We start from the raw sequence: 26,393 nt of genomic DNA, 5'->3' as shown, positions 1-26,393 counted from the left end.
ACTGTTTCCCAGCTAGAGTTAACCTTCCACCCTAGAGGGAGTTTAGCTCAGCTGGGAGAGCATCTGCCTTACAAGCAGAGGGTCAGCGGTTCGATCCCGTTAACTCCCATTAGATTAAGTAATGAAACGTTAAGGATTTTAGTTTGAGTAGACTTACTTAATAAGGTCCCGTGGTGTAGCGGTTATCACGTCGCCCTGTCACGGCGAAGATCGCGGGTTCGATTCCCGTCGGGACCGTAGACTCGTTAGCTCAGTTGGTAGAGCATTTGACTTTTAATCAAAGGGTCACTGGTTCGAGCCCAGTACGGGTCATTCTAGCGGGTTTGGCGGAATTGGCAGACGCACCAGATTTAGGATCTGGCGCTTAACGGCGTGGGGGTTCAAGTCCCTTAACCCGCATCATAATAGGCCGGCTTAGCTCAGTTGGTAGAGCATCTGATTTGTAATCAGAGGGTCGCGTGTTCAAGTCATGTAGCCGGCATTTGCGAACGTGCTTTAATATTATTACTAAAAAGAGAATCGATCGTCGATTCTCTTTTTTATTTGTATATAATGCAGTCTTTCTTTAATCTTTTAGATATTCCTGATAAATTGATAACTTATTGTCTAGATTTTGTATGTAATCTTGCAACTCTGATGTTTTATTGATTAAGTACTGTCGGTGCTCTTGCAAGAGTTTGAACCGCTTATCTATAGTTTGTGGTCCCTGATATCTCAGATCCGCATATTGTTTAATGTATTTTAAAGGCATTCCCATTGCCTTTAGGCGCTTGATGAAGTTAGCGAATTCTAAGTCCTGTTCCTCAAATTCTCTAATACCATTGATTCGATTTGCTTTCAGAAATCCTTGTTTTTCATAATAACGTATAGTTGATTCTGTAAGCCCTGTTTTTTTAGCAAATTCTCCGATTTTCATTTAATTGTTGACTTAAACCTCACTTTAAGTTTTACAATTACTATATCACAATTATATGGTATTGTGAAATTAGCAGAAAAGAGAAAAAACATGGTACAAGATCGCTTTACTATTGGGCTTAGGAAACTAAGAGAGATTGATGGCTCTCTTGGATTAGAATTTAAAGAGAGTTTGGATAAGATATCACCAGATTTATCTAAGATGGTAATTGAATTATTTGGTGATGTTTATACTAGAGAAGGTTTGTCGCTTAGAGAGAGGGAGTTGATCGCCATTTCAACATTACTGGCTATGGGGGATTGTGAAGGGCAATTACGCATGCACACATCTGCGGCTCTAAGAGCTGGTGCTACCAAGAAAGAAATTACTGAAATCCTTCTTCAAGATATCAATTATTGTGGTATTCCTAGAGTGTTAAATGCTGCCAAAATCATTCTGGAAGTGTTTGAAACATTTTAAATTATTATAAGACTAGTGGTAGATAACGATAACTGGGTATCAATATGGTTTAACGGTTAATATTTATAGCTTTATTATGGGGGAAGGTAATGAGTAAATAAAGTAAAAGCCAGAGCCTTATAGGCCCTGGCTAATATTATAGACTAATAATAACAAAGAATTTATTAGTCTTATTTTAAATAATGGGTGAAGCGACTAATTAGAGACTTTATCGACTTTTGAGTTCTAAGTATCTCTTGTACCAGATTTTGATATAAGACTCTGAGAAAGGTCCTTTTTCGTTATTGATCCAATCTACTAAAATTTTAACATTCTCTTTTAATATAAAATCTATATCTTCAGAGTAGTGCATCTCTTTTTTATGCTCTTCATATTCATCGACATCTAAAAGTTTTTTTTCATGATTTTCAAAAACTTTAACATCTAGATCATAGTCGATATATTTAAGAGCCTCTTCATCCATAACGTAGGGACTGGCAAGATTACAATAGTAAGAGACTCCATTGTCTCGTATCATTGCTATGATATTAAACCAAAACTTCTTGTGAAAATAAACTATAGCAGGCTCCCTGGTAACCCAGCGCCTACCATCGCTTTCTGTTACCAGAGTGTGATCATTAATGCCAATGATTGCATTTTCGGTTGTTTTTAAAACCATTGTATCTCGCCAAGTTCGGTGTAAGCTACCATCATGCTTATAACTCTGAATAGTGATAAAGTCGCCCTCTTTTGGTAATTTCATGGCAACTAACCTTCTAATAAAATTTATTCCTTATTAGTGTAACATAATTTGAGGGAAAAATCATATTTATAGATATTCCCTGAGGGCTGAGTTTATCGCATCAAAGTCAAAACCTTTTCGTGCTAAGGCTTGAGTTACCATTTGTTTTAGTTTATAGCCATCATATTTTTTTTGGTACCTTGGCAGTAATTTTTCAATTTGCTTATAGAGTAATTCTACCTCAGTTTCATGATCCTGATTAATATCAAGGCTTGTTATCATCTGTTTAATCTGAGAAGAATTAAAGCCTTTATGATAAAGTGTTTGACTGATTTTTTCAATTAAGGCATGGTGAGGAAGTTTGTTTTGATATTTTTTGATAAGTTTTTTAGTTAATTTATTGAGTAAAACGTCAAAATCTTCCTCCTCTAAGAGGTCTTGTGTAATAGTTTGAGGGATCCCTTTTTCCTTTAACTTTTGGACAAGAATTAAAGGGCCTTTATCACCGTTATAGCTATTTTGCTTAATATAATATTCAGCATAGGCATGATCATCAAGCCATTTATCAGCTTGCAAACTAGTAATTATTTTTTTAATAGCTTCTGAATCAATTTCATGTTTATCTAAATAGTCTTGAACTTCTTTTTTTGTGCGTTGTTTAAAAGAAATATAGTATAAAGCTAGATCTTTTCCATATGAGAATTGTGCGTAAGTCTGAATTTCTTCTAACTCTTTTTCACTGATTTCTTTTCCCTTAGATAGCATAAAGTGTACCAGAGTATCTTCTGTAATATACAAGACAATCTGGGTATCTGTTTCCATCTGAAAGAGACGCTTTTTCTTTTCCAATTTGGTTATTTTCATAGGTTTATTATATCAAAAATGATAAAATATAAGGTACTGAGCTTTTAGAGTTAATGAGGGTGAATAGTGTGAATTTGAAAGTAAAGCAAAGAGTACCCCTGAAAATCAAGCGTATGGGGATTAACGGCGAAGGTATTGGATTTTATAAAAAAACACTAGTGTTTGTTGATGGGGCATTAAAGGGAGAAGAGGTTTATTGTGAAATAACAACTATCCGTCGAAATTTTGCTCAAGCAAAAATTATCTCTATCAACAAACCTTCACCCTTTAGAGTTGTACCAGAGTGCCCAATCTATGACCAGTGTGGTGGCTGTCAGATCATGCATCTACGCTATGATAAACAGTTAGAATACAAGGATGATGTGATTAGACAGTCCTTGAAAAAATTCAAACCAGAAGGATTTGAAGCATTTGAAATTCGCTCCACAAAAGGCATGGATAATCCAACCCATTACCGTGCTAAGTTACAGTTTCAGACACGTGCATTTGGTGGAAGCGTGAAAGCGGGGCTGTATGCGACGAATTCCCATAGACTTGTCCCTTTAGAAAACTGTCTGGTTCAGGATGAGCTTACTCAAAATGTCATCAATACGATTACTGAGTTGCTTGATAAGTACAAAATCCCAATTTATAATGAGCGTAAAATTCCTGGTGTCAGAACGGTCATGGTACGTAAGGCAGAAAGAAGTTCTCAGCTGCAGGTCATTTTTGTTACGAGCTGTGATATTCGTTTAAGTGGTCTAGTGAAGGAACTTCGCATAATCTATTCACAGCTTGTAACGGTGGCCGTTAATTATAATAACTCAAGGTCTAGTGAAATCTACGGTGATAAAACAGAGATAATATGGGGACGTGATAGTATCGAAGAAGGAGTTCTTGATTATCATTTTTCGCTATCACCTCGTGCCTTTTATCAGCTTAATCCCGAACAAACCCAAGTGCTGTATAGCGAAGCTGTTAAGGCTTTGGATGTTTCCTCAGAAGATGACCTGATAGATGCTTATTGTGGAGTGGGTTCTATTGGTTTAGCCTTTGCAGGTAAGGTGAAATCTGTCCGTGGCATGGATATCATTCCTGAAGCCATTGAAGATGCAAAAAATAATGCCTTAGCTATGGGATTTAACAATACCTACTATGAAACTGGCAAGGCTGAGGATCTGATTCCTAAGTGGTATGAAGAAGGATTTAAGGCTTCTGCTTTAATCGTTGATCCTCCTCGCACTGGCTTAGATGAAAAGTTACTAAAAACTATTACAGTATTCAAGCCGGCTAAAATGGTCTATATTTCGTGTAATGTATCAACCTTGGCCCGTGATCTAACCGTTCTATCAAAAATTTATGACCTGCATTATATTCAATCGGTTGATATGTTTCCTCACACAGCCAGAACGGAAGCTGTTGTAAAATTAACCCTGAAACAAGGGAATTGAGCTAGGCGGAAATCCTAACAAATCCTTATTTGACAAGGGTTTTGAGGGGACAGATTTTGACACCATTGTGATTTTGTGATATGATGAGGCGAGAAAGTAGAGTAAAGTATGTATCGCGTATTAAGTATAGATGATGAGGTCGTCGTATTAGCAAATTCAGATGGCCAGGTCAAAAGAATTAATCGCTCCTCTTTCAACTTTGAGCCTAGGCTAGGTGATCGAGTCGATTTATTTTTCGATGACTATAATGATGTCATAGCTACTAGAGCCAAGCTGGTAGAAGATGGAGCGTCCTCAAGAGGTGTCCGTTCAGCACTCTTGCAAGGAATTTTTGATTTATTTACTGAGGTTTTATCCATTCACAATGATCAAGTGGGAAATTTGAAAAAGATCATTTCTCAGTTGTTTATCGCTTTTTTCATGTCTTGGGCTCTGATTGGCGTTGTTATAGTAGAAGTCATCATTTTTATTGAATCAGTAATTTTGTTAGCCTATCAGGCCTTTCTAGTAGTAGTGCGATCTCTGTTTGCTTGGATTTCAAAGCGATTAGATGGTCATGATAATAAGCCATCTGAAGATCATTCTTATCCAAATAGGAATTATGATGCCGGTTATGATAGAGATGACGAAGATAATTACATTGTTGATTTAGATACCCTCGAGTTATCAGCAGATGACAGGGATCATATGAATGATGATTATTAAGGCGATTGGAGTGATCCAATCGTTTTTTACAGCCTGCCTTAACCTTTCTTTATGGGGGAAATTTTGCTAAAATGGTAAAGAAATAAACATTAATAGAGGTAAACTATGTCTAAATTTTTAGTTTTTGGTCACCAAAATCCTGATACGGATGCTATTGCATCGTCCTATGGGTGGGCTTATTTGGAACGGACAGCCTTTGGGCGTGATGCTGAGGCTGTTGCCCTTGGTGAACCAAATGAGGAAACAGCATTTGTTCTCGATTATTTTGGTGCAGAAGCACCACGTGTGGTTGAATCCGCTAAAGCAGAAGGCGTTAACCAAGTTATCTTAACAGACCACAATGAATTCCAGCAGTCGATTTCAGATATCCGTGAAGTGGAAATTGCCGCTGTTATCGATCACCATCGTGTAGCTAACTTTGAAACAGCTAATCCCCTTTACATGCGTGTTGAGCCAGTTGGATCAGCTTCTTCGATTGTTTATCGTGCCTTTAAAGAAAACAATATTGAAGTGCCAAAAGAAGTGGCAGGCCTTCTCCTATCTGGCTTGATCTCAGATACACTCTTGCTCAAATCTCCAACGACTCACGAGTCAGATCCCCAAGTGGCTAAGGAATTAGCTGAAATTGCTGGCGTCAACTTAGAAGAGTATGGCTTAGCCATGCTCAAAGCAGGGACCAACCTTTCAAGTAAGTCAGCAGAAGAATTGATTGATATTGATGCCAAAACCTTTGAGTTAAATGGCAACAATGTGCGCGTGGCACAAGTCAATACAGTAGATATTGCCGAAGTTCTAGAACGCCAACCTGATATTGAAGCTGCTATCAAGAGTTCCCAAGAAGCTAATGGTTACTCTGATTTTGTTTTGATGATTACAGATATCCTCAATTCAAACTCAGAAATTTTAGCCCTGGGTAGCCATATGGATAAGGTTGAAACCGCCTTTAATTTCAAATTAGAAAATAATCATGCCTTCCTCGCTGGAGCAGTTTCTCGTAAGAAACAGGTGGTGCCGCAGTTGACAGAAAGTTTTAATAACTAATAAGAATCCCCAAAGGTAGATTACCTCTGGGGATATTTTTATGGAGATAACTATTGCTAGAAATACGAGTCGTGATTGCTAATAGGATAGTCGGGATCACCTTATGCTATAGGATGTCTAAAAAAGCCTTGTGCATACGATAAGTGAAATCAGTAAGATCTTCACTGGGACCGTGTTCAATAGTCCATTTCATCAATGAGCGAACAATAGAGGCATAGAGTTGAGTTAAGAGATCTAAAGGAATCTTACTAGGAACATTCTCTGAACGTAAAAGCTCATTGATATAGAGCTGGCAGAGCTGATCAAACCGATCTTCAAAGCCTTGTTGATTTTCCAAGGGTGTTTTTAACAAAGCCTTGAGGAGGTCTGTATGCTCTTGATAAAACTGGTAAATATCTTCTAGAAAATATCTTAATCCCTTATTGCCAAGAGAGTCCTCGTACTTGGCAGCGAATTTTTCCTGAAGCGGCTCTAAAGTCTTTGTAATCAGTTGTTCCAATAGGTCATACTTATCTAAATAGTGGCTGTAAAAGGTAGAACGGCTGATTAAGGCTTCTCGGCAAATGTCTTGAACAGTTAAAGTATAAAAGCCCTTATCCAGAATTAGAGTGACAAGTGCGGACTCGATGTCCCTTTTGGTCTTGAGAATACGGATATCTTGCGTCATATAATTGTCTCCTGTTTGTTGCTTATCAGACAGTTTTCATACATAATGTACGATTTCCTACAAATTATAGGAAAGTATCCCTTGCCTGTCAACCTTATTCCCCTTATACTAGTGGTATTGATGAGGAGACATCGTATGAATATTTTAGTGGTTAATGGGCATCCTGATAGAGAAAGTTTTAGCCAGTCTATCTATGAAACAGTGATAGCAAACCTAGATTCTGCCCAACATCAGGTAAAAATGTTAGAGCTTAGTCGATTGCACTTTGATCCTGTTTTACGTTATGGCTATCGCAAGCGCATGCCAGAGGATGAGACCATACTTTTATCGCAAGAGCTCATTCAATGGGCTGATCATTTCATCTTTATCTACCCCATATGGTGGAGCGGCATGCCTAGCCTCATGAAAGGCTGGATTGATCGTACCTTTACTCCGGGTATTGCTTATTCTTCTAATACCGAGGGGAATTTCATCTGGAACTACCTGCGTGGCAAACAATTTCGTAAACTTCTAAAAGGAAGAACGGCGGATATTTTTGCGACCTCTATGGCTCCCAGTTGGTGGTATAAACTCTTTTCAGGATGGATCAGTGTACCAGATAGTTATGGAGTAGCAGCCCTAAAAAGTGCTGTTCTCAATCATTGCGGTATTAAGACACGCCGAGTGATGGTGCTGGGCAATATGGGACGTGCAACTTGTACGATGGAAAAGCGTCAACACTTTTTAAAAGAAGTTGAACAAAATATACAAAAATTATAGCTTGAAAATTGTCATAAACGACCGAAGCAGTCCTTGCTTCGGTTTTTTCTTGCTAAACATAGAGGAATGAGATATACTTTCCTCAACAACTAACCACTGGTTAGTTGTTGAGAGATCAATGTTCCATAAGAAAGCAGAAACGATGATGAAACAGACTTTTTACCAAGTGGCAACAAAATATACAGCTAAAAAATATCATATCAGTCCTCATATTTTTAAAGTGAGGTTTGATTTATTAATCTTTCCAGTTAGTATCTAGATTGTGGAAAATCAGGGATCCTACTTTTTAATCGATACAGGCATGGGGAATATGGCACCGTATGCTGTGGAGACTTATTTGGGTAGTAAGCCATTGGCAGCGGTCTTTTTAACACATGGTCATTCGGATCATGTGGGAGGAATTGCCCAGCTCAGGGATCTATATCCAACCCTACCTCTGATGATAGACAAAAGAGAGCTGCCTTACGTTTCGGGGCAAAAGCCTTATCCAAGACGTAAAAAGGTGGAGTCCGTAGCTTTTAATACCAATTGGCTGGAAGATTTGAACAGTGAGAGAGCAAATTATCTCTTAGCAGATGCAGGGCTGATACCCATTTTTACGCCTGGACACTCACCGGGTCATACCTGCTACTACCATGCAGAAGATGATGTTTTAATTGCGGGAGATTTACTGACAACTAGCCGATTGGGACGTCTTAAACCGCCGATGAAAGCCTTCACGGCAGATATGCCTCAGGCTCTAAAGACAGCTCATGATCTTTTGCAGACCTATTCACAAACCTTGATCAGTGTCTGTCACGGAGGAGAGGTTGCCAATGCCCTAGAAGAAATGGAGAAGCGTAAATGGTATCAGAAAAAATAAATCAGACTAAGGAGAGTATTCTGGCTGCTGCCCAAAGCTTATTTCAAGAAAAAGACTATCAAAACGTGGGGATACGAGAGATTGCTAAGCGTGCAGGTTGTTCACACACAGCCATTTACCTCTATTTTAAAAATAAGAGTGAGATTCTCTATGAGGTGGCCCATAAGCCCTTAGAAAAGCTGTATCATACCTTATTGGCTCTGGAAGATCAAGACTTGACACCCAGTATAAAATTATTGAAAGGAAGCCATATCTTCATACAGTTTGGCTTCGACCACTATAATTCTTTTTCCCTGCTTTTTCTGGATGATGGTGAACGTGTGGATCAAGAGCAATTTACCTATCCCATTAGTGAGCTGCGGATGAAGAGTTTTCAACTTTTGAAAGAGACTGTTATGAGTTTACTGAGTCCTGATTTGACGCAGGAGCAGATCATCAATATTGTACGTGGTGTCTATCTTTTTCTCCAAGGCATGGTAACTAATTATGCAGATGGTAAGACCCGTTATAATGAACGTCTGCGCACTATCGTAACAGACTATTTAACCTACACGATTATTCAGAAAAGGAAAGAATAATATAAATGACTCATTCTTATTTATTAGTTATTGATATGCAAACAGATTATGTTGGAAAGGGAAGATATCGCTCCAATCCCCAATTACTGTCGGCGATTAATGATAAAATAGCCAGCTATCCTGAAGATCATGTGATTCATATTGTCAATCGTTTCTGGTGGGAGCTGAGTAGGAAGCCCAAGGTATTTGCTCAAGGTTTGTCGCTTGTATCAGATCACATATTTGAAAAACGTCGGGCATCTTGCCTCAGCAATACCGCCCTCTTGGCTTTCTTAAAGGAAAGAGAGGTCAGAAAGCTGGAAATTGTCGGTGTCGATGGTAATGATTGTGTTAAAGCATCTGCTCTAGCAGCAGCTCGTTCCGGGTTCAAAGTAACTTTAGATGTAAAATGTATTGGGGTTGCCAATAAAACCAAATTCACAAAAACAAAAGAAAAATTGCTGGCAGCAGGAGTTTCTTTTGCGAACTAGAAAGAAGACAGGCTTAATGTCCAGTATTATGATTAGCCTTCGCTTTCTGCTAAAAGTGCTAACACTTACGGGCTTACTAGGCGGTATTTTAACTGGAAAACCTTGGGCAGTCAAAATCGGTTTTGCCTTTTTAGGATTACTAGTGGTACTAGTCTGGAGCTGCTATAGTGCACCTAAATCACCACAAGTATTGACTGGGATTCCTAAGCTAGAACTGGAAATTTTTATTTTTGGACTTGGATCAGTAGGAGCCTTCGTACTTTATGGGAAAGAAGGGATGGGTTACTGCTATATGCTGACTGCTTTATGTGATCTGCTGGGTATCTATCTGCTAGGCCTAAATCAGTATTGAAATTAAAAAACACCCTTAATCCTTTTTACGGATTAAAGAGTGGTTTTTAGGAGTCATGGACTAGTTTTTTAAATAATTGTTGCGGTAATACGAAGATATCCTTGGCGACAATCTTAAAATAGAGAGAAAAGAAGTGGCCTATAATTGCTAGAAGAAATTTGCGCTTAAATTTTGATAAGGCCATAAATTGCCTGAGAACAGCTATTAAGGTTTTGGGAGATAAATCTCCCAAGTTTTCAATATTTGAGTGGAATAGAAGATCGAAAGAGTCATCGAAAGATTTCTGCAGGTACCGTGGGTTTAAATTGTCCAGCCATATATTGAGGGCACGATTGACCTGCAGGCTTCCCTTGGTGACACTTGCAAGGCGGCTAAATGCTTGATTCCCAATCTGCCATGTGAAGGTATCGTGCTGAAAGAGACCAGGCCCCCAAGTTTTGCTGTGAACAACGATAGTTCTATAAGGATTTTCGAGTAGCTGGCCGACAACAGAATCTTGAGGAATAAAGGCTGTGATGCGCTGCTGAAGCGTGTCAAATGACTTTTTGGGGATCATACTTGGATGAAGACCAGGAGAATCATAGGTGTGGATTGCAATAAGTTTATTTTGATCCTTTGGGGATAAGGAACTGCCTGCAAAGATAGCAAGACTACCGCCTTTAGAATGCCCTGATAAGATATAGTGACCATTTAAATGGTTGATGGCCTGCTGCAGATACTGAGAAGCTGCAGTTTGGGCAGGAATTTCTGCCTTGTAAGTCATATAAAAACTTTCTTTCCAGCCAATTAGACTATCATCTGTACCTCGAAAGGCAATCAAAAATAGCTTGGACATGAGCTGAAAAGTTATAGCTGAGAACTGCTTTTCTTCTTCTTTATCGACATCATCAATAAAGGCACAGGCGATAATATTTTGATAGCGTTTGGCCGTCATGACTTTTTTCAAGAGATTAATACGATTTTTACAAGCAGTGGGAGAAAAAGGTTTGGAGCCATATTTTTTGAAAAAGGCTCTGGCTAACTCTCCTAAAGCTATGCCCTTTGATAAATCAAAACTCTGGCTTAGCAGTTCATTGAAAGGGAGGTAGCCTACTTCCGTGAGGACTAGGTAATCTATCTCATTTAGTGGACAATCATCAAAAGTTTGATCATGGATAGTATCAAGATAATTAAGCAAATTAGCCATCGTCTCTCCTCCTTTTATAAAAGGAATTATATCATACTTTTACCTAATCTAAACCTGATAACCCCAGCCTTTCTAACCAGCATTTGAATGAGTCGATTGTGATTTGATATAATTGATAACAGCTAATAATAAGCTAATGTTCTTACCCTTTTAAGCGCTTCTCTGTCTGAATGCTTAGAAGGTTATGCTGCTTAATAAGTTTAAAAGAGAAGAGGAAACTCATGATTCGTGTTTTTAATCCAGACAAGCTGACTGCTCAGCCGTTTTTTCAGGAGTTGATAAATTACCTTGATAAGCACAATCAGGTAACTCTGAGGCAAATCAAGAAGGACTTCTACCAGGTAAAGCATTTGGAGCGCCATTTAGAAGAGTATATACAAGCTGGTTATATTAGCCGGTATGAGCGTCGCTATGATCTGCACCTACAGCTGATAGAAAGTGAAGATCAGCTGCAAAATATCCAGTTAGATGATCTTTTAATGATTGATACGAATAGCCCTGCTTATGAGAAATTATTGACCTTTGAGTTTCCCACCTATCTAGCAAACACTACTAATCAAGCTGTTGTAGTGGAGCAAACTGATTTTGCTAGGGAGCGTTTGACGCTGTCTAATTATTTTTACAGGCTTCAAGCGGGTTATCCCCTGTCTTCAGCTCAGCACGTTCTCTATAACGTTTTAGGAGATGTTAATCCTGAGTATGCCCTCAAGTATATGACAACTTTTCTTTTAAAATTTGAGCGTAAGGACAGGGTCAAGCAAAAACGACCAGATATTTTTGTCAAAAGCTTGGTGATCTTAGGCTATATAAAAGAAGTGGGGCCGCAGACCTATGCGCTCATGATAGACTTTGATCATGAGGACTTGAAGTTTTCGGTCAGTTAAAAAACGGACACTTGTACTGAGCCGCAAAAGTTAAATGTTTCTACCTAACTTTTGTGGCCCAAGTCATTTCCAGTCCGTTTTTCTTTATTTTATTCTTTTTCAATAAACATAAGATATAAAAAGTAAGGCGCCCCGATAATAGCAGCAATAATACCAGTTGGGATACCAGTACCGATAAGGAGGAGACGGCCAATGGTATCAGCAATCAGTAGAAGAATCATACCAACCATCATAGCGGCAGGGAGATTGATTTGATGCTGACTGCCCAGCCAACGTTTAGTTATGTGGCCTGAGATCAGGCCGATAAAGGTAATATTTCCAATCAGAGCAACACTGAGAGAAGCCAAAATAGTAGCCATTACTAGGGTGATCAGACGTTCTCTCTGAAGGTTTAAGCCGAGGGCTAGAGCAGTTTGATCATTGAGATTCATGATATTAAGAGAACGGCTGCGGCTAAATGTGACTCCCCATGCTAACAGCAGCAAGGGCGAAAAAATAGCTAGACTGGCCCAATCATTACCAGTGATCTCTCCACTGAGCCAGGAGATAATATACTCCATCTTATTGTTATCACTTTTACTAATAATAGCAATCATGATTCCAGATAGCATGCTGGACATCCCAACACCTGTAATAATCAATCGAGTTGGACTGATATTCCGATTCCGATTGAGAGAGATCAGGTAGACGATAAGGATGGCAGACAGACCACCTACGATGGCTAAAAGAGGTAAACTCCTTGATGTTGTCAGATCATTTTGATCCAAGACACTGATAGTGATAACCATGGCTAGACCTGCTCCAGCATTGATCCCTAAAATACCAGAATCCGCTAAGGAATTCTTAGTTAGAGTTTGCAGTAGACTGCCGGCTAGAGCGAGTGATCCGCCCCCAATAATACAGGCTAGGATACGAGGCAGTCTAATCTGAGTGATAATAAAGCTAGCAGCAGAATCACCCTGTCCTACTAAGAGTTTGAAAATATCTACAGGACCCGTCTGTGTATAACCTAGTGAGAGGGCTAGTAAGATTATCAGGACTAAAAGAATCGTCAGTAGTGCAAAGTTTTTGATAAGGCTAACCTTTGGCGTCATAGATTACCTCCCCTTCGGACTAACCATAAAAAGCAGGGTAAGCCGATGATACTGGTGAGCGAGCTAATAGGGACTTCTGTTGGTGGATTAAGCACTCGGCTGACCAGATCGACATAGAGCATAAAGGTAGCCCCAGCTAAGGCAGATAGAGGCAGTAAACTGCGATAATTTCTAGCGATAAAGACCCGCATAAAGTGAGGAATAATGAGGCCAATAAAAGCAATCGAACCTACTAAGGCAACAGCTCCTGCCGAAAGTAGGAGCACAATACCTAGTAGACAAAAGCTGATGATATTGGTGCGCTGTCCAAGCGATCGAGAGACCGTTTCGTCGAGGCTGAGGATAGTTAACTGGTGAGATAAGCCCTGTGCTAGAAAGAGTCCCGCAATAATAACTGGAGCAATGATTGTCAACATTTTCCAATTAATCTGAGCCAGACTACCAGCCTGCCAACCAATAACACTGGTCTCTAAATTGAAATAGAGTGTTAGAGCCTGTCCGATCGATGAAAAGAGCATAGAGACCATAGCCCCAGCTAGGATGAGACGAATAGCATGGTATCCCTTGCCTGGCTGATAGGCAAGACCAAATACGAGAAAGGCGGTCAGAAAAGATCCCAATAGGCAAAGGACAAGGATGAGACTATAATGCAGACTACCAAAAATAGCATAGCCTATAATAAGTGCCAGACCAGCTCCAGCATTGATCCCTAAAAGACCGGGATCGGCGATTGGATTGCGTGTAACCCCCTGCATAATAGCCCCCGATTGTGCCATAGCAGCTCCCACTAGGGTCGCAGCCATTAAGCGTGGTAAACGAAGGTCTATAATAACATCTTGATCAGCTGAATCGGTCAGGGGATGTATCAGGACTTGCAGCACTTGATCTTGAGAATAGTTAATAGCCCCAAAGCGCAATGAGAGATAACTGGCACAGATAAATGCCAAGAGCATAACGAAAAAAACAAGCCACACTTTACTTGGCTTATTTTTTAGCTTTTTTCGATGGATAAGATGAATCGAAAACATGGGCGGGTTCCTTTTAGTTTTGTACCTTCTTGACAGCCTCCACAAAAGCAGGGAGTTGTTTATCTAAAGACATAGGATCAGAGAAGTAAAAGAGTGATTCATCCACTTCAAGGACGTGGTTATTTTTGACCGCAGGAATATTTCTCCAAACATCGCTTTCCTTGAGTGAGCTAGCTGAATTTTTAGTAGACTGACTGACATTAAGGATAGCGTAGTCGCCAATATAATCACCAAGTACCTCTTGTGAGACACCATAATAACCTGTAGAAAAGACATCGTTCTGAACTTTTTGTGGCGCTTTATAGCCGAGAGCATCATAAATTAATTCACCGCCACGGCCCCAGTTATTACCGTAAAGATAGATATCCTTGTCATAAAAATCCATAACGGTAAAGGTGCTAGATTTCGCTAAATAAGGATCTAGCTCTTTTTTAGCTTGGCTAACTTTGGTTTTCCAGCTGTCCAGCCAAGATTTAGCTTCTTTTTCCTTATCAAAAATCTTTCCTAAATCTGTCATGACTTGTAGGTAATCCCGTTTACCGTATTCAATGACAAGAACAGGCGCTATTTTCTTGAGCTGCTTAATATTCTTATCTGTTGAAAAGACTATGATAAGATCAGGATTTTCAGCTGCAATGGCTTCCGTATCCTCTGAAGTTAACTTCTTAGCTTTTTTTAGCTTATCACCGAAAGCAGGATTGTCAATCTCATTGTCTAGTGAATAGCTGGAAACATCAACACCGAGTTTGAGGAGATAGCCGGTATAAGAATAAGCAAAATTAACAACCTTCTTAGGGTTCTTAGGAATATCACCGCTATAACTATAACCAGTGATTTTAGGCATGGATGAGAGTTCAGCTTGCTTATCTTGCTTGTTCTTACCGCAAGCGACAAGAACAATAATAGCAAGTAGAGCAAATGCAGTCAGTAATGTTTTTTTCATGGCAGCTCCTTCTTTATGATTTAGCTAATTGATAGGTTAATAATATAGGACGTTGATGAACAGGATCTTGGGCTAGCTGGACCTCAATATTGAAGATATCCTTGAGAATATCTGGTGTCATGATAGCTTCAACCTCACCTCGATATTTTATCTGTCCTGCCTTCATGGCTAATAAATAATCGGAAAAGCGGGCTGATAAATTGAGATCATGCAGCACCATGATAATGGTTTTCCCCATCGTCTGATTGAGTTTTTTCAGAAGCTCAAGGATTTCCAACTGATGGTTCATATCTAAATAAGTCGTCGGTTCATCTAAAAAAATAGTATCCGTATCTTGTGCGAGAGCCATAGCAATCCAGACCCGCTGACGCTGTCCACCAGAGAGGTTGTCCACCAGCTCATTAGCATAGGTAGTGACGTCAGTAGCTTCCATAGCCCAATGAATCTTGGTGAGATCCTCTTGAGTCAAGCTACCGAGATAACGTTGGTGGGGGAAGCGACCGTAAGAGATCAAATCATATACAGTGATACCTTGGGTAGCTTCTAAGACCTGAGGGAGGAGCGCTATCTTTTTAGCGATAGCCTTAGTAGGTAAAGATGCAATATCTTGACCATCTAAGAAAATATGACCGCTTTTAATACCTTGAATGCGAGTTAAGGACTTGAGTAAGGTAGACTTACCACAACCATTAGCACCGATGATGGTAGTAATCTTTTCTGGTGCAATCGATACAGAGAGGTCTTCGATAATGCTTTTTTTATCGTAAGCGACCTGAATATGATCTGCCTTGATTGTAGACATAGACCTCTTCTTTCTAAGGCCACTCTAGCGACTAGATAACGCTAGCAGCCGTCTATTTTAAAAGCAATAATAACTAAAATAACTTGATTTTCAAGGCTTATAAAACTGAAAATCTTTTCACATTATAGCATAGATGACTGAATTTTTAAACGATTTTTATAAATGATCAAGGAACAGGAAAAGCTAATCCCCGCAAGGGATTAGCTTAATTAGAATCATTCTAAATAGAGAGATTATGGATCATATTTATAAATATTTTTTAGCTACTGCCAAGTCACCTTCATAGGCTTCACGTCTGCCATTGATGATCTGAAAAGCATCGGCCCCCTTACCAGCAATAATGACCGCATCCTGATTATTGCTGGTTTGGCTCATGGCCTGCTTGATCGCCAATTCTCGATCCACTGTGATAGTGACGGGTCTGCTGATATAGCCAGCAATTTCTTGAGCGATAGTGTAAGGATCTTCCTTGTTTGGATCATCAGCTGATAAGATCACCTGCAACTCAGGATAGGAGTTGATGACGGCTCCAAAGTCAGCTCGTCGGCTTTCGCCCTTATTGCCAGGTGCTCCTAAAATCAGAGTAACCTGGCCGGTTTGATGCTGAGTGACAACCTCTAGGAGTTTTTGCAAACTATCTCCATTGTGGGCATAGTCTACAAAGATCTTGGCGCCATTAGCTTGAGTGAGGACCTCCATTCGTCCTGGAACCCTAGTAGCAGAGATCGCTTGTTTAATATCAGCAGGACTAACGCCTAGACGCAAGCAAGCTAAGCCAGCTGCTAAGGCATTTTCTTGATTGAACTCCCCAATTAGTTGGATGTCATAGTGGTCAGCTAAAAGCCCGCTGGCTTGAAATGAAAAGGCATGGCTTTCTATGATCTGATTATCAGACAAAGGACCATAAAAATCATGAGGTTGATTTGCCACTTGATCACGAACGATAGCAAAGTGACTCATGCCAGCATTCACCACAACTGCCTTGCTGTGCTTCATCAGTAAACGCTTGTGATAGAAATAATCCTCAAATGTAGGATGCTCGATAGGACCGATATGGTCAGGACTGATATTAAGAAAAACACCAACATCAAACGATAAACCATAAACACGCTTAACCAAAAAGGCTTGACTAGAGACCTCCATGATCAAGTGCGTACGCCCATTATCGACTGCCTCGGCCATCATCCTAAAAAGATCCAAACTCTCTGGAGTCGTCAAGGTAGATTTAAAAAAATTTTCCCCATCTAATGTGGTATGCATGGTTGACAGCATGGCAGGCTTGTGACTTTGCTTAAGCATGTTAAAGGCAAAATAGGCAGCCGTTGTTTTTCCCTTAGTCCCTGTAAAGGCGAGGAGTTTTAACTTATCTTGTGGATTGCCGTAAAAAGCCATAGCAATCAGACTCATAGCCTGCTTGACATCATTGACTAATATAGCTGGAATACCAACCTCATAATCTTTCTCAGCGATATAAAAGGTAAGCCCAGCTTCGACAGCTCCTTCCAGATATTCCTTCTTAAAGGTAGCACCTTTGACAAAAAAGAGGGTGTCTGGCTGGCACTCACGGCTATTGTAGCTGATGCTAGAAAAAGTCCGTGATTCCCAATCATAATAAAACTCACCATTATGACTAATATCTCTAAAATTTTGATCTTGCTTGAGAATATCAAGCACTTGTTTTATGCTAATCATAGCTTCTATTTTAGACTGAATGCTCCAGTTTTACAAGTCACTGGCAAAAGTTTATAATAAAACGAATCCCTTTTTAAGAAAGAAGAGAAATGTCTGAAACAAAACAATTAACCCAGAGTCAAAAGATGGTCAGTGGGACCCTATGGTCGACTATTGGAAACACCAGCAGTCGTCTTCTAGGGGCGCTCTACATCATCCCTTGGTATGCCTGGATGGGAAACTATGGCAGCCAGGCCAATGCTCTCTACGGTATGGGCTATACGATCTATGCTTATTTTCTACTCCTATCGACTACAGGGCTGAATGTTGCCGTATCTAAGCAGATTGCCAAATATAATGCTCTTGGCAAAGAAGACCATTCGATTCACTTAATCAAGAGTTTCTTAAAGGTTATGGTGATTGTTGGTCTGATTTTTGCGGCGATTATGTATCTAGGAGCTCCCTTATTTGCAGCATTCTCAGGTACAGGGAAAGAATTAGTACCGGTTATTCACAGTTTGTCCTTTGCTGTTCTGGTTTTTCCAGCCATGAGTGTTATTCGAGGAATATTTCAGGGATATAGTGACTTCAAGCCCTTTGCCATGAGTCAAATGTTCGAGCAGATTATCCGGGTGATCTGGATGTTGCTGACGACTTATATGATCATGCAGATGGGATCGGGCGATTATATCAGTGCAGTGACCCAGTCTACGTTTGCAGCTTTTATTGGGATGCTTGCAAGCATGCTTGTCCTAGTTTATTATCTAAAAAAAGCTGGTCTCTTAACCAAGATTCTTGCGAAAACTGACGAGACGATTGCAATAGATACCTTGGGACTGATGAAGGAAACACTCATTTCTGCCGTTCCTTTTATCGTGACAGGCTCAGCTATTCAGACTTTGCAGTTGATTGATCAAGGTACCTTTAGCAACACCCTAGCTGCCATTACAGACTTAACCAGAACAGATCTTAAAGTACTCTTTGCCTACCTATCAGCTAATCCTAGCAAGATCAATATGATTCTAATTTCTGTTGCGACTTCTATCGGTGGTGTAGGAATTCCAATTTTGACAGAATCTTACGTCAAAAAAGATAGCGATGGCTTAAAGAAGCTGGTAGTCAATAACCTTCAGATGGTATTGGTTTTCATGTTTCCAGCTGTTGTGGGAAGCTTGATCTTAGCTAAGCCAATCTATATTATATTTTACGGACCATCCGAGCAGATTGCTCTCAATCTCTTTATGGGGGTCATGGCTCAGACGATTTTTTTAGCCATCTATTCCCTTTTAGCTCCGATGCTTCTCGCTCTTTTTGAAGGCCGTGCAGCTATACGCTATTTCTTGCTAGGAATGGCGATTAAGCTGGTCTTTCAATTTCCAACACTTTATGTCTTTGGGGTTTATGGGCCTATTTTATCGACGATTATTGCCCTCTGGGTGCCTATTGTCCTTATGTATTTCAAGGTTCAAGAAGTCACAGAATTTAAGCATACTGACGTCTGGCAATCAGTTAAGACAATTAGTTGGATGACAGCTGCTATGGCGGCGGCCGTTCTATTCGCTTATCTGCTTTTGAATCTCTATTATCCAGCTCAAGGTCGTCTCTTGAGCTTGATCCATCTGGTTCTTCTAGGAGGCATGGGAGTTTTGATCTATGCCTACCTTTCTCTCAAAACGAGACAGATTGATGGTATTATTGGTAGCCGTGCAGACAGCTTAAGAGCACGTCTACATATCAGATGATTAAACCGATTAAGAAAATACAAGAAAAAGATTGCAACAGAAAGCTGCAATCTTTTTTGTTATAGGGGGCGTTTATAGCTGATTATCAGAAATAAGTTAGTCAGCACCTCTATTTTTGGCCATGAAATCGTGCTAGAATATTAGGAAATGAGGAGGTCTTTTATGACAAAAAGAGATTTTAAGTTGGCAACCCTACTAGCCCATGCTGGGATCAACTCTGACCACGAAACGGGAGCTCTGGCTTCTCCAATCCATTTTTCAACGACCTATCAGCACCCAGAATTTGGACAATCGACAGGTTTTGACTATACTCGGACCAAAAATCCCACACGAGCAACCTTGGAAAGCACATTGGCTGTGATTGAGAAGGCCAACTATGCTATTGCGACAAGTTCAGGAATGAGTGCCATCGTCTTAGCTATGGAAATTTTTCCGGTAGGCAGCAAGGTTGTAGCGGCGCGTGATCTATATGGGGGATCTTTTCGTTGGTTCAACGACAAGGAAAAAGAAGACCGCTTTTTCTTTACCTATACTAATTCACAAGAAGAAATGCTAGAGGCGATCAGTGAGGATACTGATCTTGTCTACATCGAGACACCGACCAATCCCCTCATGATTGAATTTGATATTGAAAAGATAGCGAAATTAGCCCATGAAAAGGGAGCTAAAGTTGTAGTAGATAATACATTTTATAGTCCTATCTACCAAAATCCAATCCCATTAGGGGCAGATATTGTTGTTCACTCTGCGACGAAGTATCTAGCAGGACATAATGATGTCTTAGCGGGTGTGGTGATCACTGATCAAAAAGAACTCTACGAAAACCTCCTCTATAATCTCAACACAACTGGTCCTAATCTTTCTCCATTTGACAGTTATATGCTGATGAGAGGGTTAAAAACTCTGAAATTGCGTATGGAGACATCAACAGAAAATGCCAGACAGATTGCGAACTTTCTAGAGAGCTCACCAGCTGTTAAGGAAGTCCTCTATACGGGCAAAGGCGGTATGATTTCTTTCAAGGTCGTTGATCAAAGTAGGATTCCCACTCTTATCAATCGTTTAGAGGTCTTCACCTTTGCAGAAAGTCTAGGCGGTGTTGAGAGCTTAATTACCTATCCTGCAACTCAAACCCATGCGGATATTCCAGCGGAAGTCCGCCAGTCTTATGGGTTAACAGATGATCTATTACGATTATCCATCGGTATCGAAGACGTTGAAGATCTGATTGCAGATCTCAAGCAAGCACTAGGAGGATATGATGACTAAATATGATTTTACAACCCTTCCCAATCGCTTAAACAATCACTCGGTCAAATGGAAGGAGGTTGAAGCTGATAAAGACTTGCTACCTCTTTGGGTGGCTGATATGGATTTTGTAGCCTTTCCAGAGATGATAGCAGCTATACAAAACTACACAGATTTTGGAGTCTATGGCTATCCCTACGTCTGGGACGAGGTGCTCGAAGCTATTGAGAATTGGGAAAAAAATGAACATGCCTATCATTTTGATCGCAGTGCCCTAGTTCTTGTTGAAGGAGTTGTCCCAGCTATTTCAATAGCTATACAGGCTTTTACCCAGGAAAATGATGCGGTTCTCATCAATACTCCTGTTTATCCTCCCTTTGCACGCTCTGTCAAGCTCAATAATCGTAACCTCATTGAAAACCCTTTGGTAGAGCGCAATGGCCACTTTGAAATTGATTTTACCCAGCTAGAAAAAGATATCCTAGAAAACGATGTTAAACTCTATGTTTTCTGCAACCCCCATAACCCGGGTGGCCGTGTTTGGTCGGCAGAAGAAATCGCCAAGATCGCTGAGATCTGCAAAAATCATGGCGTCTTGCTCATATCAGATGAAATTCACCAAGACCTAGCACTCTTTGGCGCCAAGCATCATAGCTTTAACACAGTGGGTGATTACGCTGATTTCACGGTCATCCTCTCTAGTGCAACAAAGACCTTCAATGTTGCAGGAACCAAGAACAGTTTTGCCATCATTGAAAATCCTGAGTTACGTGCCCAGTTTAAACAACGTCAACTCGCTAATAATCAGCACGAAGTACCAACGATCGGTCTGATTACGACACAGACAGCTCTGACTAAAGGAAAAGCATGGTTGGAGCAATTAAAGCAAGTCCTCGAGCAAAATATTACACTAGCTGTGGATTACTTACAGGACAATACTAAGATTAAAGTCATGAAACCAGAAGGAACCTATTTGATTTGGTTAGATTTCTCAGATTATGGCTTATCAGAGGAAGAACTACACCGCAAAATAAAGGAAGAAGCAAAGTTGATTTTGAATGTGGGAACCACATTTGGACCAGGAGGAGAGCAGCGTGCCCGCCTAAATGTCGCAACACCAAGGGCAGTGGTTCAAGAAGCTGTAGAGCGCCTAGCAAAAGTCTTCCCTAAATGATTAAGGGATAAGGCTACCCAACTACTGCATCAATTTTGTAAATCTTGAATTATGTTAATGAGTCTGGACTTTTGTCTCAGACTCATGATTTTTTCTGCACTACCTTAAAAATGACACAGGATTTGGTATAATAGAGAAAACATAGAAAGAAGAGACTAATTATGGGAAAATTTCAAATCATTGCGCACCCGCTTATCCAACACAAGTTATCAATTCTTCGCAGGGAGGATACTTCGACCAAGCATTTTCGTGAATTAGTAGATGAGATCGCTATGCTTATGGGCTATGAAGTCTCCCGAGATCTCCCCTTAGAGGATGTGGAGATCCAGACCCCCATTACCAAGACAACGCAAAAGCAACTAGCTGGTAAAAAGTTGGCCATCGTTCCTATTCTCCGTGCAGGTATCGGAATGGTCGATGGGTTAGTGAGTCTTGTTCCAGCTGCTAAAGTTGGACATATCGGGATGTACCGTGATGAGGAGACCCTGCAACCAGTTGAATATCTTGTGAAATTGCCAGAAGATATCGATCAACGTCAAATTTTCTTAGTTGATCCTATGCTAGCAACAGGTGGCTCAGCTATCTTGGCCGTTGATTCTCTGAAAAAGCGTGGTGCGACAAATATCAAGTTTGTCTGCTTGGTTGCAGCACCAGAAGGGGTAAAAGCGCTTCAAGAAGCTCATCCAGATATTGATATATACACAGCAGCTCTAGATGAAAAATTGAATGAAAATGGCTATATTGTCCCAGGACTAGGAGATGCAGGGGATAGACTGTTTGGTACCAAATAACCCCAAGTAAAAGAGACTGAGAGTCTGGACTTTGGTTCCAGACTCTTTTCGTTCAAAGATTTTGATAGGACGAACATAATCGGTACTTTTTCTTTCTTGCTTGATCTCATTTACATTTCTATTTTCTTAAGGAATAATAGTTTTTATTTGACCAAAATTGACCATTTAGGTATAATGTGACTAATCATTTAGACAAAAGGAGATTACATTACTATGATTCCTGTAGTTATTGAACAAACCAGCCGTGGTGAGCGCTCTTATGATATTTACTCACGCTTATTGAAAGATCGCATTATCATGGTGACCGGTGCAGTTGAAGATCAAATGGCAAACTCTATTATTGCCCAACTACTCTTCTTGGATGCTCAAGACAATACAAAAGACATTTACATGTATGTCAATACACCTGGTGGTTCTGTATCGGCTGGTCTTGCGATTGTTGATACGATGAATTTTATCAAATCAGATGTTCAAACTATCGTGATGGGGATGGCGGCATCAATGGGAACTGTCATTGCTTCGTCGGGGGCTAAGGGAAAACGTTTCATGCTTCCTAATGCAGAGTACATGATTCACCAACCAATGGGAGGTACTGGTGGAGGTACGCAACAATCTGATATGGCCATTGCCGCTGAGCATCTATTAAAAACCCGTAATAATTTGGAACAAATTTTAGCGGATAACTCAGGTCAATCCTTGGAAAAAGTCCATGTTGATGCTGAGCGTGATAATTGGATGTCAGCTCAAGAAACTCTTGAATACGGTTTTATTGATGAAATCATGGAAAATAATGCCCTGAAATAAAAAGGCATTCCAAGATTGACAATATAAGCCTTCTTATAGCAAAATGACCTAAGACGATCAAGTAATAGGTCATTTTTTGTTATAATGGTAGCATGTTAAAAATCAATGAGGACTTATTTGCGATTGATGATCAGATTGATCAGCTAGTGGCTGCCCTTTTAGAAACCCCTCAATTTAGGCGATTTCAAGAGGCTAAGCGAGCTTTTGAAGCAGACAACATGCTGCAACAATCCTTAGAGGAATTCAAACAGTTAAAGAATAGCTATGAAGAGGTGGCTTCTTTTGCCCAGTATCGACCGGAGATTGGGCAGCTAAAGCGCCAAATGTTACAGAAAAAAAGAGCCTTGGATCTGGCGCCTCTGACGCAAGAATTGAGAAATAGTGAGCTGGACCTGCAGGAGCTACTAGCAGAGATTACCAAGGCGTTAACAAAGGCTGTCGCAAAAGATATTTTTGTCGATACAGGATTACCTTTAGTGCCTAGAAAGCGACCGCATGGCTACAACCCAGACCAACATATAAGGGAGAAAGGAGGGAAATGATGTTCCAAAAACAAGAAAGACGAGGGATCTTTGTCTATCTTTACTATAATAGAGAAGCCAAGAAGCTCCAGCAATTTGGTGATATTATCTATCATTCTAAACGCTTTCGTTATGTGCATCTTTACTGTGATGCCTCGGATCTGAAAGCTAGTATTGCCAAGCTAAAATCCCTCAAATATGTCAAGCGTGTTCGAGTGTCAAACTTAGACGGAATTGATCAAAATTTTGTGGGCAACTTATATCGAGCGGATCAGGAATTGCAGCAGCAAAACTCCTAGGGCACGCCCTTGGCTGCCTGCTCAGATCAGTGCCTCCCGCTTAATAATCTATCAGTAAATGACAAAATGTCTGAACCTAGGAAGATTGACCTAGGTTTTTTAATGCAAAATTCTATAGTTTAGCAAAAAGAGCAGACCTCTTGACAATTGTCTGATAATTCTGTATTCTATGAAAAGACTTTTAACATCAAGCTTAGGCTTTCTAAGCCCCTGTTTTTCACCCCTCTAGGCTATCTTAGCTGAGGAAAGTATATAGAAGTGATAAGGAGAATAATCTAATGTATAAAAAGATTATCGCTACAAGTGCCCTTCTTTTAGCGTCGATCATCTTGGTAGCCTGTGGGAAAACACCAGATGTCACAAGCAGTGCTGAAGGGACTAAGATTGGAGATACCATTAAGATCGGTGTCGATATGGAGTTGACTGGTCCCGTATCTGCCTACGGGGCAGCTGAATACAACGGTATCAAGCTTGCTGCTAGCGAGATCAATAAAGCTGGTGGTATTGAGGGTAAAAAGATTGAACTTGTCGCCAAGGACAATAAATCTGAAAATGCAGAAGCCTCCACAGCTGCGACCAACTTGGCTGTTCAAAGTCAGGTCAACGCTATCATAGGCCCGGCAACATCAGGTGCCGTAGCGGCGGCCTCGCTCAATGCTCAAAAAACGGGTGTTCCCTTACTATCGCCAAGTGGTACCCAAGATGATCTTACAGTTGAGGAAAAAGATGGCAAACAGACAGCTAAACAATTTGTTTTCCGCACAACTTTCCGTGACAGTTTTCAAGGTGAAGTTCTAGCTCAGTATTCTTATCAAGATATGAAGGCTAAGAAAGTCGTTCTTTTTTACGATAACTCCAGTGACTATGCCAAGGGTATCGCTGATGAATTCAAAAAGACTTACAAAGGGAAGGTCGTAGCGACCAAGACATTTGCTGCCAAAGATACAGACTTTCAGTCTAGCTTGACCAGCATCAAAAATCTTGATTATGATGCTATTGTTATGCCTGGTTATTATACGGAGACAGGACTGATTACCAAACAGGCTCGTGATATGGGGATTGATCAACCAATCTTAGGACCTGATGGATTCAGTGATGCAACCTTTGTAGATCTAGCTGGTAAAAAGAATACAACTAATGTCTACTATGTCTCAGGTTACTCAACTAAGGTCAACTTATCAGACAAGGCTGGATCCTTTATCGATAATTTTAAAGAGAAAAATGGCCAAGATCCAAACATGTTTGCAGCCCTAGGCTACGACTCAGTTTATATGATTGCAGAAGCAGCCAAAGGTGCTAACAATTCTGTTGAGTTAGCTAAAAATTTATCGAATTTAAAAGACTTTGAAGGTATCACTGGTAACATGACAATTGATAAGCTCCACAATCCTATCAAGTCAGCTGTTATGGTAAAACTAGAAAACGGAGCTGAAAGCTCAGCAGATGCTGTTACCGTTAAATAATCGTCACTACTAATTGACTAAAAACACTAGAAAGTTTGGTATATTATGTTAGAACAACTGGTTAATGGTCTAGTCTTGGGGAGTATTTATGCTCTCTTGGCACTAGGATATACCATGGTCTATGGGATTATTAAACTCATTAACTTTGCTCATGGGGACCTTTTTATGATGGGAGCCTTTATCGGCTATTATGCCATAAATGGGCTTCACATGAACTTTTGGCTGGCCTTGATTTTTTCAATGATCGTCACCGCTATTCTTGGGATGTTGATCGAATTTTTGGCCTACCGACCACTGCGTAATTCGACGCGCATTTCTGCCTTGATTACAGCTATTGGGGTATCCTTCCTTTTGGAATATACCATGGTTTATTTCTTTGGTTCCAATACCCGCTCTTATCCTGAAACTATCCATAAGGTTAATTATGATTTCTTGGGTATCTTCCAAATTTCAAATATTCAAATCTTGATCGTGGTTGTCGCTATTATTTTAATGATCGCACTACAATTAATTGTCAAGAAAACTAAGATGGGGAAAGCCATGCGAGCTGTATCTGTGGATAGCGATGCCGCTCAGCTAATGGGAATTAATGTCGATACCACTATTAGCTTTACCTTTGCGCTTGGCTCAGCCATCGCTGGTGCCTCGGGTGTCCTATTTAGTGTCCTGTATGGATCCATGGAGCCACTCATGGGAATGATCCCAGGAATCAAAGCCTTTGTTGCTGCAGTTCTTGGCGGTATTGGTATCATTCCTGGTGCAGCACTTGGTGGTTTTGTAATCGGTATTTTGGAAACCCTAGCCAATGCTCTGGACCTATCAACTTATCGAGATGCTATTGTATATGCTGTTTTGATTATCATTCTTTTGGTTCGTCCAGCGGGTATCCTTGGTAAAAATGTGAAAGAGAAGGTGTAAG

General features: G+C 40.3%; 29 protein-coding genes and 5 tRNA genes. 24 read left to right on the top strand and 10 right to left on the bottom strand.

Annotation, left to right across the window (positions count from 1 at the left end):
• Window positions 1-36 precede the first annotated feature (36 nt).
• From AC4HAI_RS04605 to AC4HAI_RS04585, 5 genes are all read left to right on the top strand, one after another.
• Window positions 37-109: transfer RNA gene (locus tag AC4HAI_RS04605), tRNA-Val, on the top strand.
• A gap of 55 nt (window positions 110-164) precedes the next feature.
• A tRNA-Asp gene (locus tag AC4HAI_RS04600) sits at window positions 165-237 on the top strand.
• Window positions 238-239: 2 nt separating this feature from the next.
• A tRNA-Lys gene (locus AC4HAI_RS04595) sits at window positions 240-312 on the top strand.
• Window positions 313-317: 5 nt separating this feature from the next.
• Window positions 318-399 (top strand) — tRNA-Leu (locus AC4HAI_RS04590).
• Window positions 400-408: 9 nt separating this feature from the next.
• Window positions 409-481, top strand: a tRNA-Thr gene (locus AC4HAI_RS04585).
• A gap of 84 nt (window positions 482-565) precedes the next feature.
• On the opposite strand, the gene AC4HAI_RS04580 is transcribed toward AC4HAI_RS04585, so the two are convergent.
• Entirely contained in the window at window positions 566-916 is a 351-nt protein-coding gene (locus AC4HAI_RS04580; protein WP_491110614.1) for a MerR family transcriptional regulator, read from the bottom strand.
• Between the two features lie 90 nt (window positions 917-1,006).
• On the opposite strand from AC4HAI_RS04580, the gene AC4HAI_RS04575 reads away from it, so the two are divergent.
• Entirely contained in the window at window positions 1,007-1,375 is a 369-nt protein-coding gene (locus AC4HAI_RS04575; protein WP_491079652.1) for a carboxymuconolactone decarboxylase family protein, read from the top strand.
• Window positions 1,376-1,583: 208 nt separating this feature from the next.
• Here the strand turns inward: AC4HAI_RS04575 and ntdP are convergent, their stop codons facing one another.
• Window positions 1,584-2,117 (bottom strand): nucleoside tri-diphosphate phosphatase, encoded by a 534-nt coding sequence (gene ntdP / locus AC4HAI_RS04570; protein ID WP_491079651.1) that lies wholly within the window; start codon window positions 2,115-2,117, stop codon window positions 1,584-1,586.
• 66 nt (window positions 2,118-2,183) lie between these two features.
• Window positions 2,184-2,960: a recombination regulator RecX gene (recX, locus tag AC4HAI_RS04565; RefSeq protein ID WP_491110613.1), complete on the bottom strand. Its 777-nt coding sequence runs from the start codon at window positions 2,958-2,960 to the stop codon at window positions 2,184-2,186.
• A gap of 68 nt (window positions 2,961-3,028) precedes the next feature.
• On the opposite strand from recX, the gene rlmD reads away from it, so the two are divergent.
• From rlmD to AC4HAI_RS04550, 3 genes are all read left to right on the top strand, one after another.
• Entirely contained in the window at window positions 3,029-4,390 is a 1,362-nt protein-coding gene (gene rlmD, locus AC4HAI_RS04560) for a 23S rRNA (uracil(1939)-C(5))-methyltransferase RlmD (protein ID WP_491110612.1), read from the top strand.
• A gap of 108 nt (window positions 4,391-4,498) precedes the next feature.
• Window positions 4,499-5,095 (top strand): hypothetical protein, encoded by a 597-nt coding sequence (locus AC4HAI_RS04555; protein ID WP_491079648.1) that lies wholly within the window; start codon window positions 4,499-4,501, stop codon window positions 5,093-5,095.
• A 105-nt stretch (window positions 5,096-5,200) separates the two neighbouring features.
• The gene (locus tag AC4HAI_RS04550; RefSeq protein WP_491110611.1) at window positions 5,201-6,136 is read left to right on the top strand and encodes a manganese-dependent inorganic pyrophosphatase; all 936 of its coding nucleotides are present in this window, start codon (window positions 5,201-5,203) and stop codon (window positions 6,134-6,136) included.
• Window positions 6,137-6,242: 106 nt separating this feature from the next.
• Here AC4HAI_RS04550 and AC4HAI_RS04545 read toward each other — a convergent pair whose 3' ends face one another.
• A complete protein-coding gene (locus AC4HAI_RS04545; RefSeq protein ID WP_491110609.1) occupies window positions 6,243-6,803 on the bottom strand; it encodes a TetR/AcrR family transcriptional regulator in 561 nt (186 codons plus the stop codon).
• 135 nt (window positions 6,804-6,938) lie between these two features.
• Between AC4HAI_RS04545 and AC4HAI_RS04540 the strand changes: the two genes are divergently transcribed.
• The 5 genes from AC4HAI_RS04540 (at window position 6,939) to AC4HAI_RS04520 (ending at window position 9,824) form a co-directional block, all read left to right on the top strand.
• Window positions 6,939-7,562 (top strand): NAD(P)H-dependent oxidoreductase, encoded by a 624-nt coding sequence (locus tag AC4HAI_RS04540; RefSeq protein WP_491110607.1) that lies wholly within the window; start codon window positions 6,939-6,941, stop codon window positions 7,560-7,562.
• Window positions 7,563-7,824: 262 nt separating this feature from the next.
• Window positions 7,825-8,424, top strand: a complete 600-nt coding sequence (locus tag AC4HAI_RS04535) for an MBL fold metallo-hydrolase (RefSeq protein ID WP_491110606.1) — start codon at window positions 7,825-7,827, stop codon at window positions 8,422-8,424.
• A complete protein-coding gene (locus AC4HAI_RS04530) occupies window positions 8,406-9,002 on the top strand; it encodes a TetR/AcrR family transcriptional regulator (protein WP_491110605.1) in 597 nt (198 codons plus the stop codon). Before AC4HAI_RS04535 ends, AC4HAI_RS04530 begins: the two co-directional genes overlap by 19 nt.
• Window positions 9,003-9,007: 5 nt before the next feature.
• Window positions 9,008-9,472, top strand: coding sequence for a cysteine hydrolase family protein (locus AC4HAI_RS04525; protein ID WP_491110603.1), 465 nt, complete (start codon window positions 9,008-9,010; stop codon window positions 9,470-9,472).
• Window positions 9,462-9,824 (top strand): YrdB family protein, encoded by a 363-nt coding sequence (locus tag AC4HAI_RS04520; protein WP_491110602.1) that lies wholly within the window; start codon window positions 9,462-9,464, stop codon window positions 9,822-9,824. The genes AC4HAI_RS04525 and AC4HAI_RS04520 overlap by 11 nt, the downstream gene beginning before the upstream one ends.
• Before the next feature lie 46 nt (window positions 9,825-9,870).
• Here the strand turns inward: AC4HAI_RS04520 and AC4HAI_RS04515 are convergent, their stop codons facing one another.
• Window positions 9,871-11,010: an Mbeg1-like protein gene (locus AC4HAI_RS04515; RefSeq protein ID WP_491110600.1), complete on the bottom strand. Its 1,140-nt coding sequence runs from the start codon at window positions 11,008-11,010 to the stop codon at window positions 9,871-9,873.
• Window positions 11,011-11,231: 221 nt separating this feature from the next.
• Between AC4HAI_RS04515 and AC4HAI_RS04510 the strand changes: the two genes are divergently transcribed.
• A complete protein-coding gene (locus AC4HAI_RS04510) occupies window positions 11,232-11,894 on the top strand; it encodes a DUF1803 domain-containing protein (protein WP_491110599.1) in 663 nt (220 codons plus the stop codon).
• Window positions 11,895-11,983: 89 nt separating this feature from the next.
• Here AC4HAI_RS04510 and AC4HAI_RS04505 read toward each other — a convergent pair whose 3' ends face one another.
• From AC4HAI_RS04505 to AC4HAI_RS04485, 5 genes are all read right to left on the bottom strand, one after another.
• The gene (locus AC4HAI_RS04505) at window positions 11,984-12,988 is read right to left on the bottom strand and encodes a FecCD family ABC transporter permease (RefSeq protein ID WP_491110598.1); all 1,005 of its coding nucleotides are present in this window, start codon (window positions 12,986-12,988) and stop codon (window positions 11,984-11,986) included.
• On the bottom strand, window positions 12,985-14,016 hold the full coding sequence (locus AC4HAI_RS04500; protein ID WP_491110597.1) for a FecCD family ABC transporter permease: 1,032 nt from the start codon (window positions 14,014-14,016) through the stop codon (window positions 12,985-12,987). The genes AC4HAI_RS04505 and AC4HAI_RS04500 overlap by 4 nt, the downstream gene beginning before the upstream one ends.
• A gap of 13 nt (window positions 14,017-14,029) precedes the next feature.
• Window positions 14,030-14,959 carry an ABC transporter substrate-binding protein gene (locus AC4HAI_RS04495; protein ID WP_491110595.1) on the bottom strand — a complete coding sequence of 310 codons (930 nt, stop codon included), beginning with the start codon at window positions 14,957-14,959 and terminating at the stop codon, window positions 14,030-14,032.
• Window positions 14,960-14,972: 13 nt separating this feature from the next.
• Window positions 14,973-15,761, bottom strand: a complete 789-nt coding sequence (locus AC4HAI_RS04490; protein WP_491079635.1) for an ABC transporter ATP-binding protein — start codon at window positions 15,759-15,761, stop codon at window positions 14,973-14,975.
• A gap of 246 nt (window positions 15,762-16,007) precedes the next feature.
• A complete protein-coding gene (locus AC4HAI_RS04485; protein ID WP_491079634.1) occupies window positions 16,008-17,453 on the bottom strand; it encodes a UDP-N-acetylmuramoyl-L-alanyl-D-glutamate--L-lysine ligase in 1,446 nt (481 codons plus the stop codon).
• An 89-nt stretch (window positions 17,454-17,542) separates the two neighbouring features.
• On the opposite strand from AC4HAI_RS04485, the gene AC4HAI_RS04480 reads away from it, so the two are divergent.
• From AC4HAI_RS04480 to AC4HAI_RS04440, 9 genes are all read left to right on the top strand, one after another.
• Entirely contained in the window at window positions 17,543-19,174 is a 1,632-nt protein-coding gene (locus tag AC4HAI_RS04480) for a putative polysaccharide biosynthesis protein (protein WP_491110593.1), read from the top strand.
• 162 nt (window positions 19,175-19,336) lie between these two features.
• Window positions 19,337-20,443 carry a cystathionine gamma-synthase gene (locus AC4HAI_RS04475; protein ID WP_491110591.1) on the top strand — a complete coding sequence of 369 codons (1,107 nt, stop codon included), beginning with the start codon at window positions 19,337-19,339 and terminating at the stop codon, window positions 20,441-20,443.
• Window positions 20,436-21,596 carry a MalY/PatB family protein gene (locus AC4HAI_RS04470; RefSeq protein ID WP_491110590.1) on the top strand — a complete coding sequence of 387 codons (1,161 nt, stop codon included), beginning with the start codon at window positions 20,436-20,438 and terminating at the stop codon, window positions 21,594-21,596. The genes AC4HAI_RS04475 and AC4HAI_RS04470 overlap by 8 nt, the downstream gene beginning before the upstream one ends.
• A gap of 161 nt (window positions 21,597-21,757) precedes the next feature.
• On the top strand, window positions 21,758-22,387 hold the full coding sequence (gene upp / locus AC4HAI_RS04465; protein WP_491079630.1) for a uracil phosphoribosyltransferase: 630 nt from the start codon (window positions 21,758-21,760) through the stop codon (window positions 22,385-22,387).
• A gap of 213 nt (window positions 22,388-22,600) precedes the next feature.
• A complete protein-coding gene (locus tag AC4HAI_RS04460; protein ID WP_491079629.1) occupies window positions 22,601-23,191 on the top strand; it encodes an ATP-dependent Clp protease proteolytic subunit in 591 nt (196 codons plus the stop codon).
• A 92-nt stretch (window positions 23,192-23,283) separates the two neighbouring features.
• Complete coding sequence (locus AC4HAI_RS04455) at window positions 23,284-23,733, top strand: YlbF/YmcA family competence regulator (protein ID WP_491110588.1); 450 nt, start codon at window positions 23,284-23,286, stop codon at window positions 23,731-23,733.
• Window positions 23,733-24,011 (top strand): DUF2129 domain-containing protein, encoded by a 279-nt coding sequence (locus tag AC4HAI_RS04450; RefSeq protein WP_491079654.1) that lies wholly within the window; start codon window positions 23,733-23,735, stop codon window positions 24,009-24,011. The genes AC4HAI_RS04455 and AC4HAI_RS04450 overlap by 1 nt, the downstream gene beginning before the upstream one ends.
• A 278-nt stretch (window positions 24,012-24,289) precedes the next feature.
• On the top strand, window positions 24,290-25,474 hold the full coding sequence (locus AC4HAI_RS04445) for an ABC transporter substrate-binding protein (RefSeq protein WP_491110586.1): 1,185 nt from the start codon (window positions 24,290-24,292) through the stop codon (window positions 25,472-25,474).
• Window positions 25,475-25,519: 45 nt separating this feature from the next.
• Window positions 25,520-26,392: a branched-chain amino acid ABC transporter permease gene (locus AC4HAI_RS04440; protein WP_491079626.1), complete on the top strand. Its 873-nt coding sequence runs from the start codon at window positions 25,520-25,522 to the stop codon at window positions 26,390-26,392.
• The last annotated feature ends 1 nt before the right edge of the window (window position 26,393 follow it).

Source organism: Streptococcus sp. ALY_208, assembly GCF_058314295.1.
This window is presented reverse-complemented; position numbering and strand designations above follow the sequence as displayed.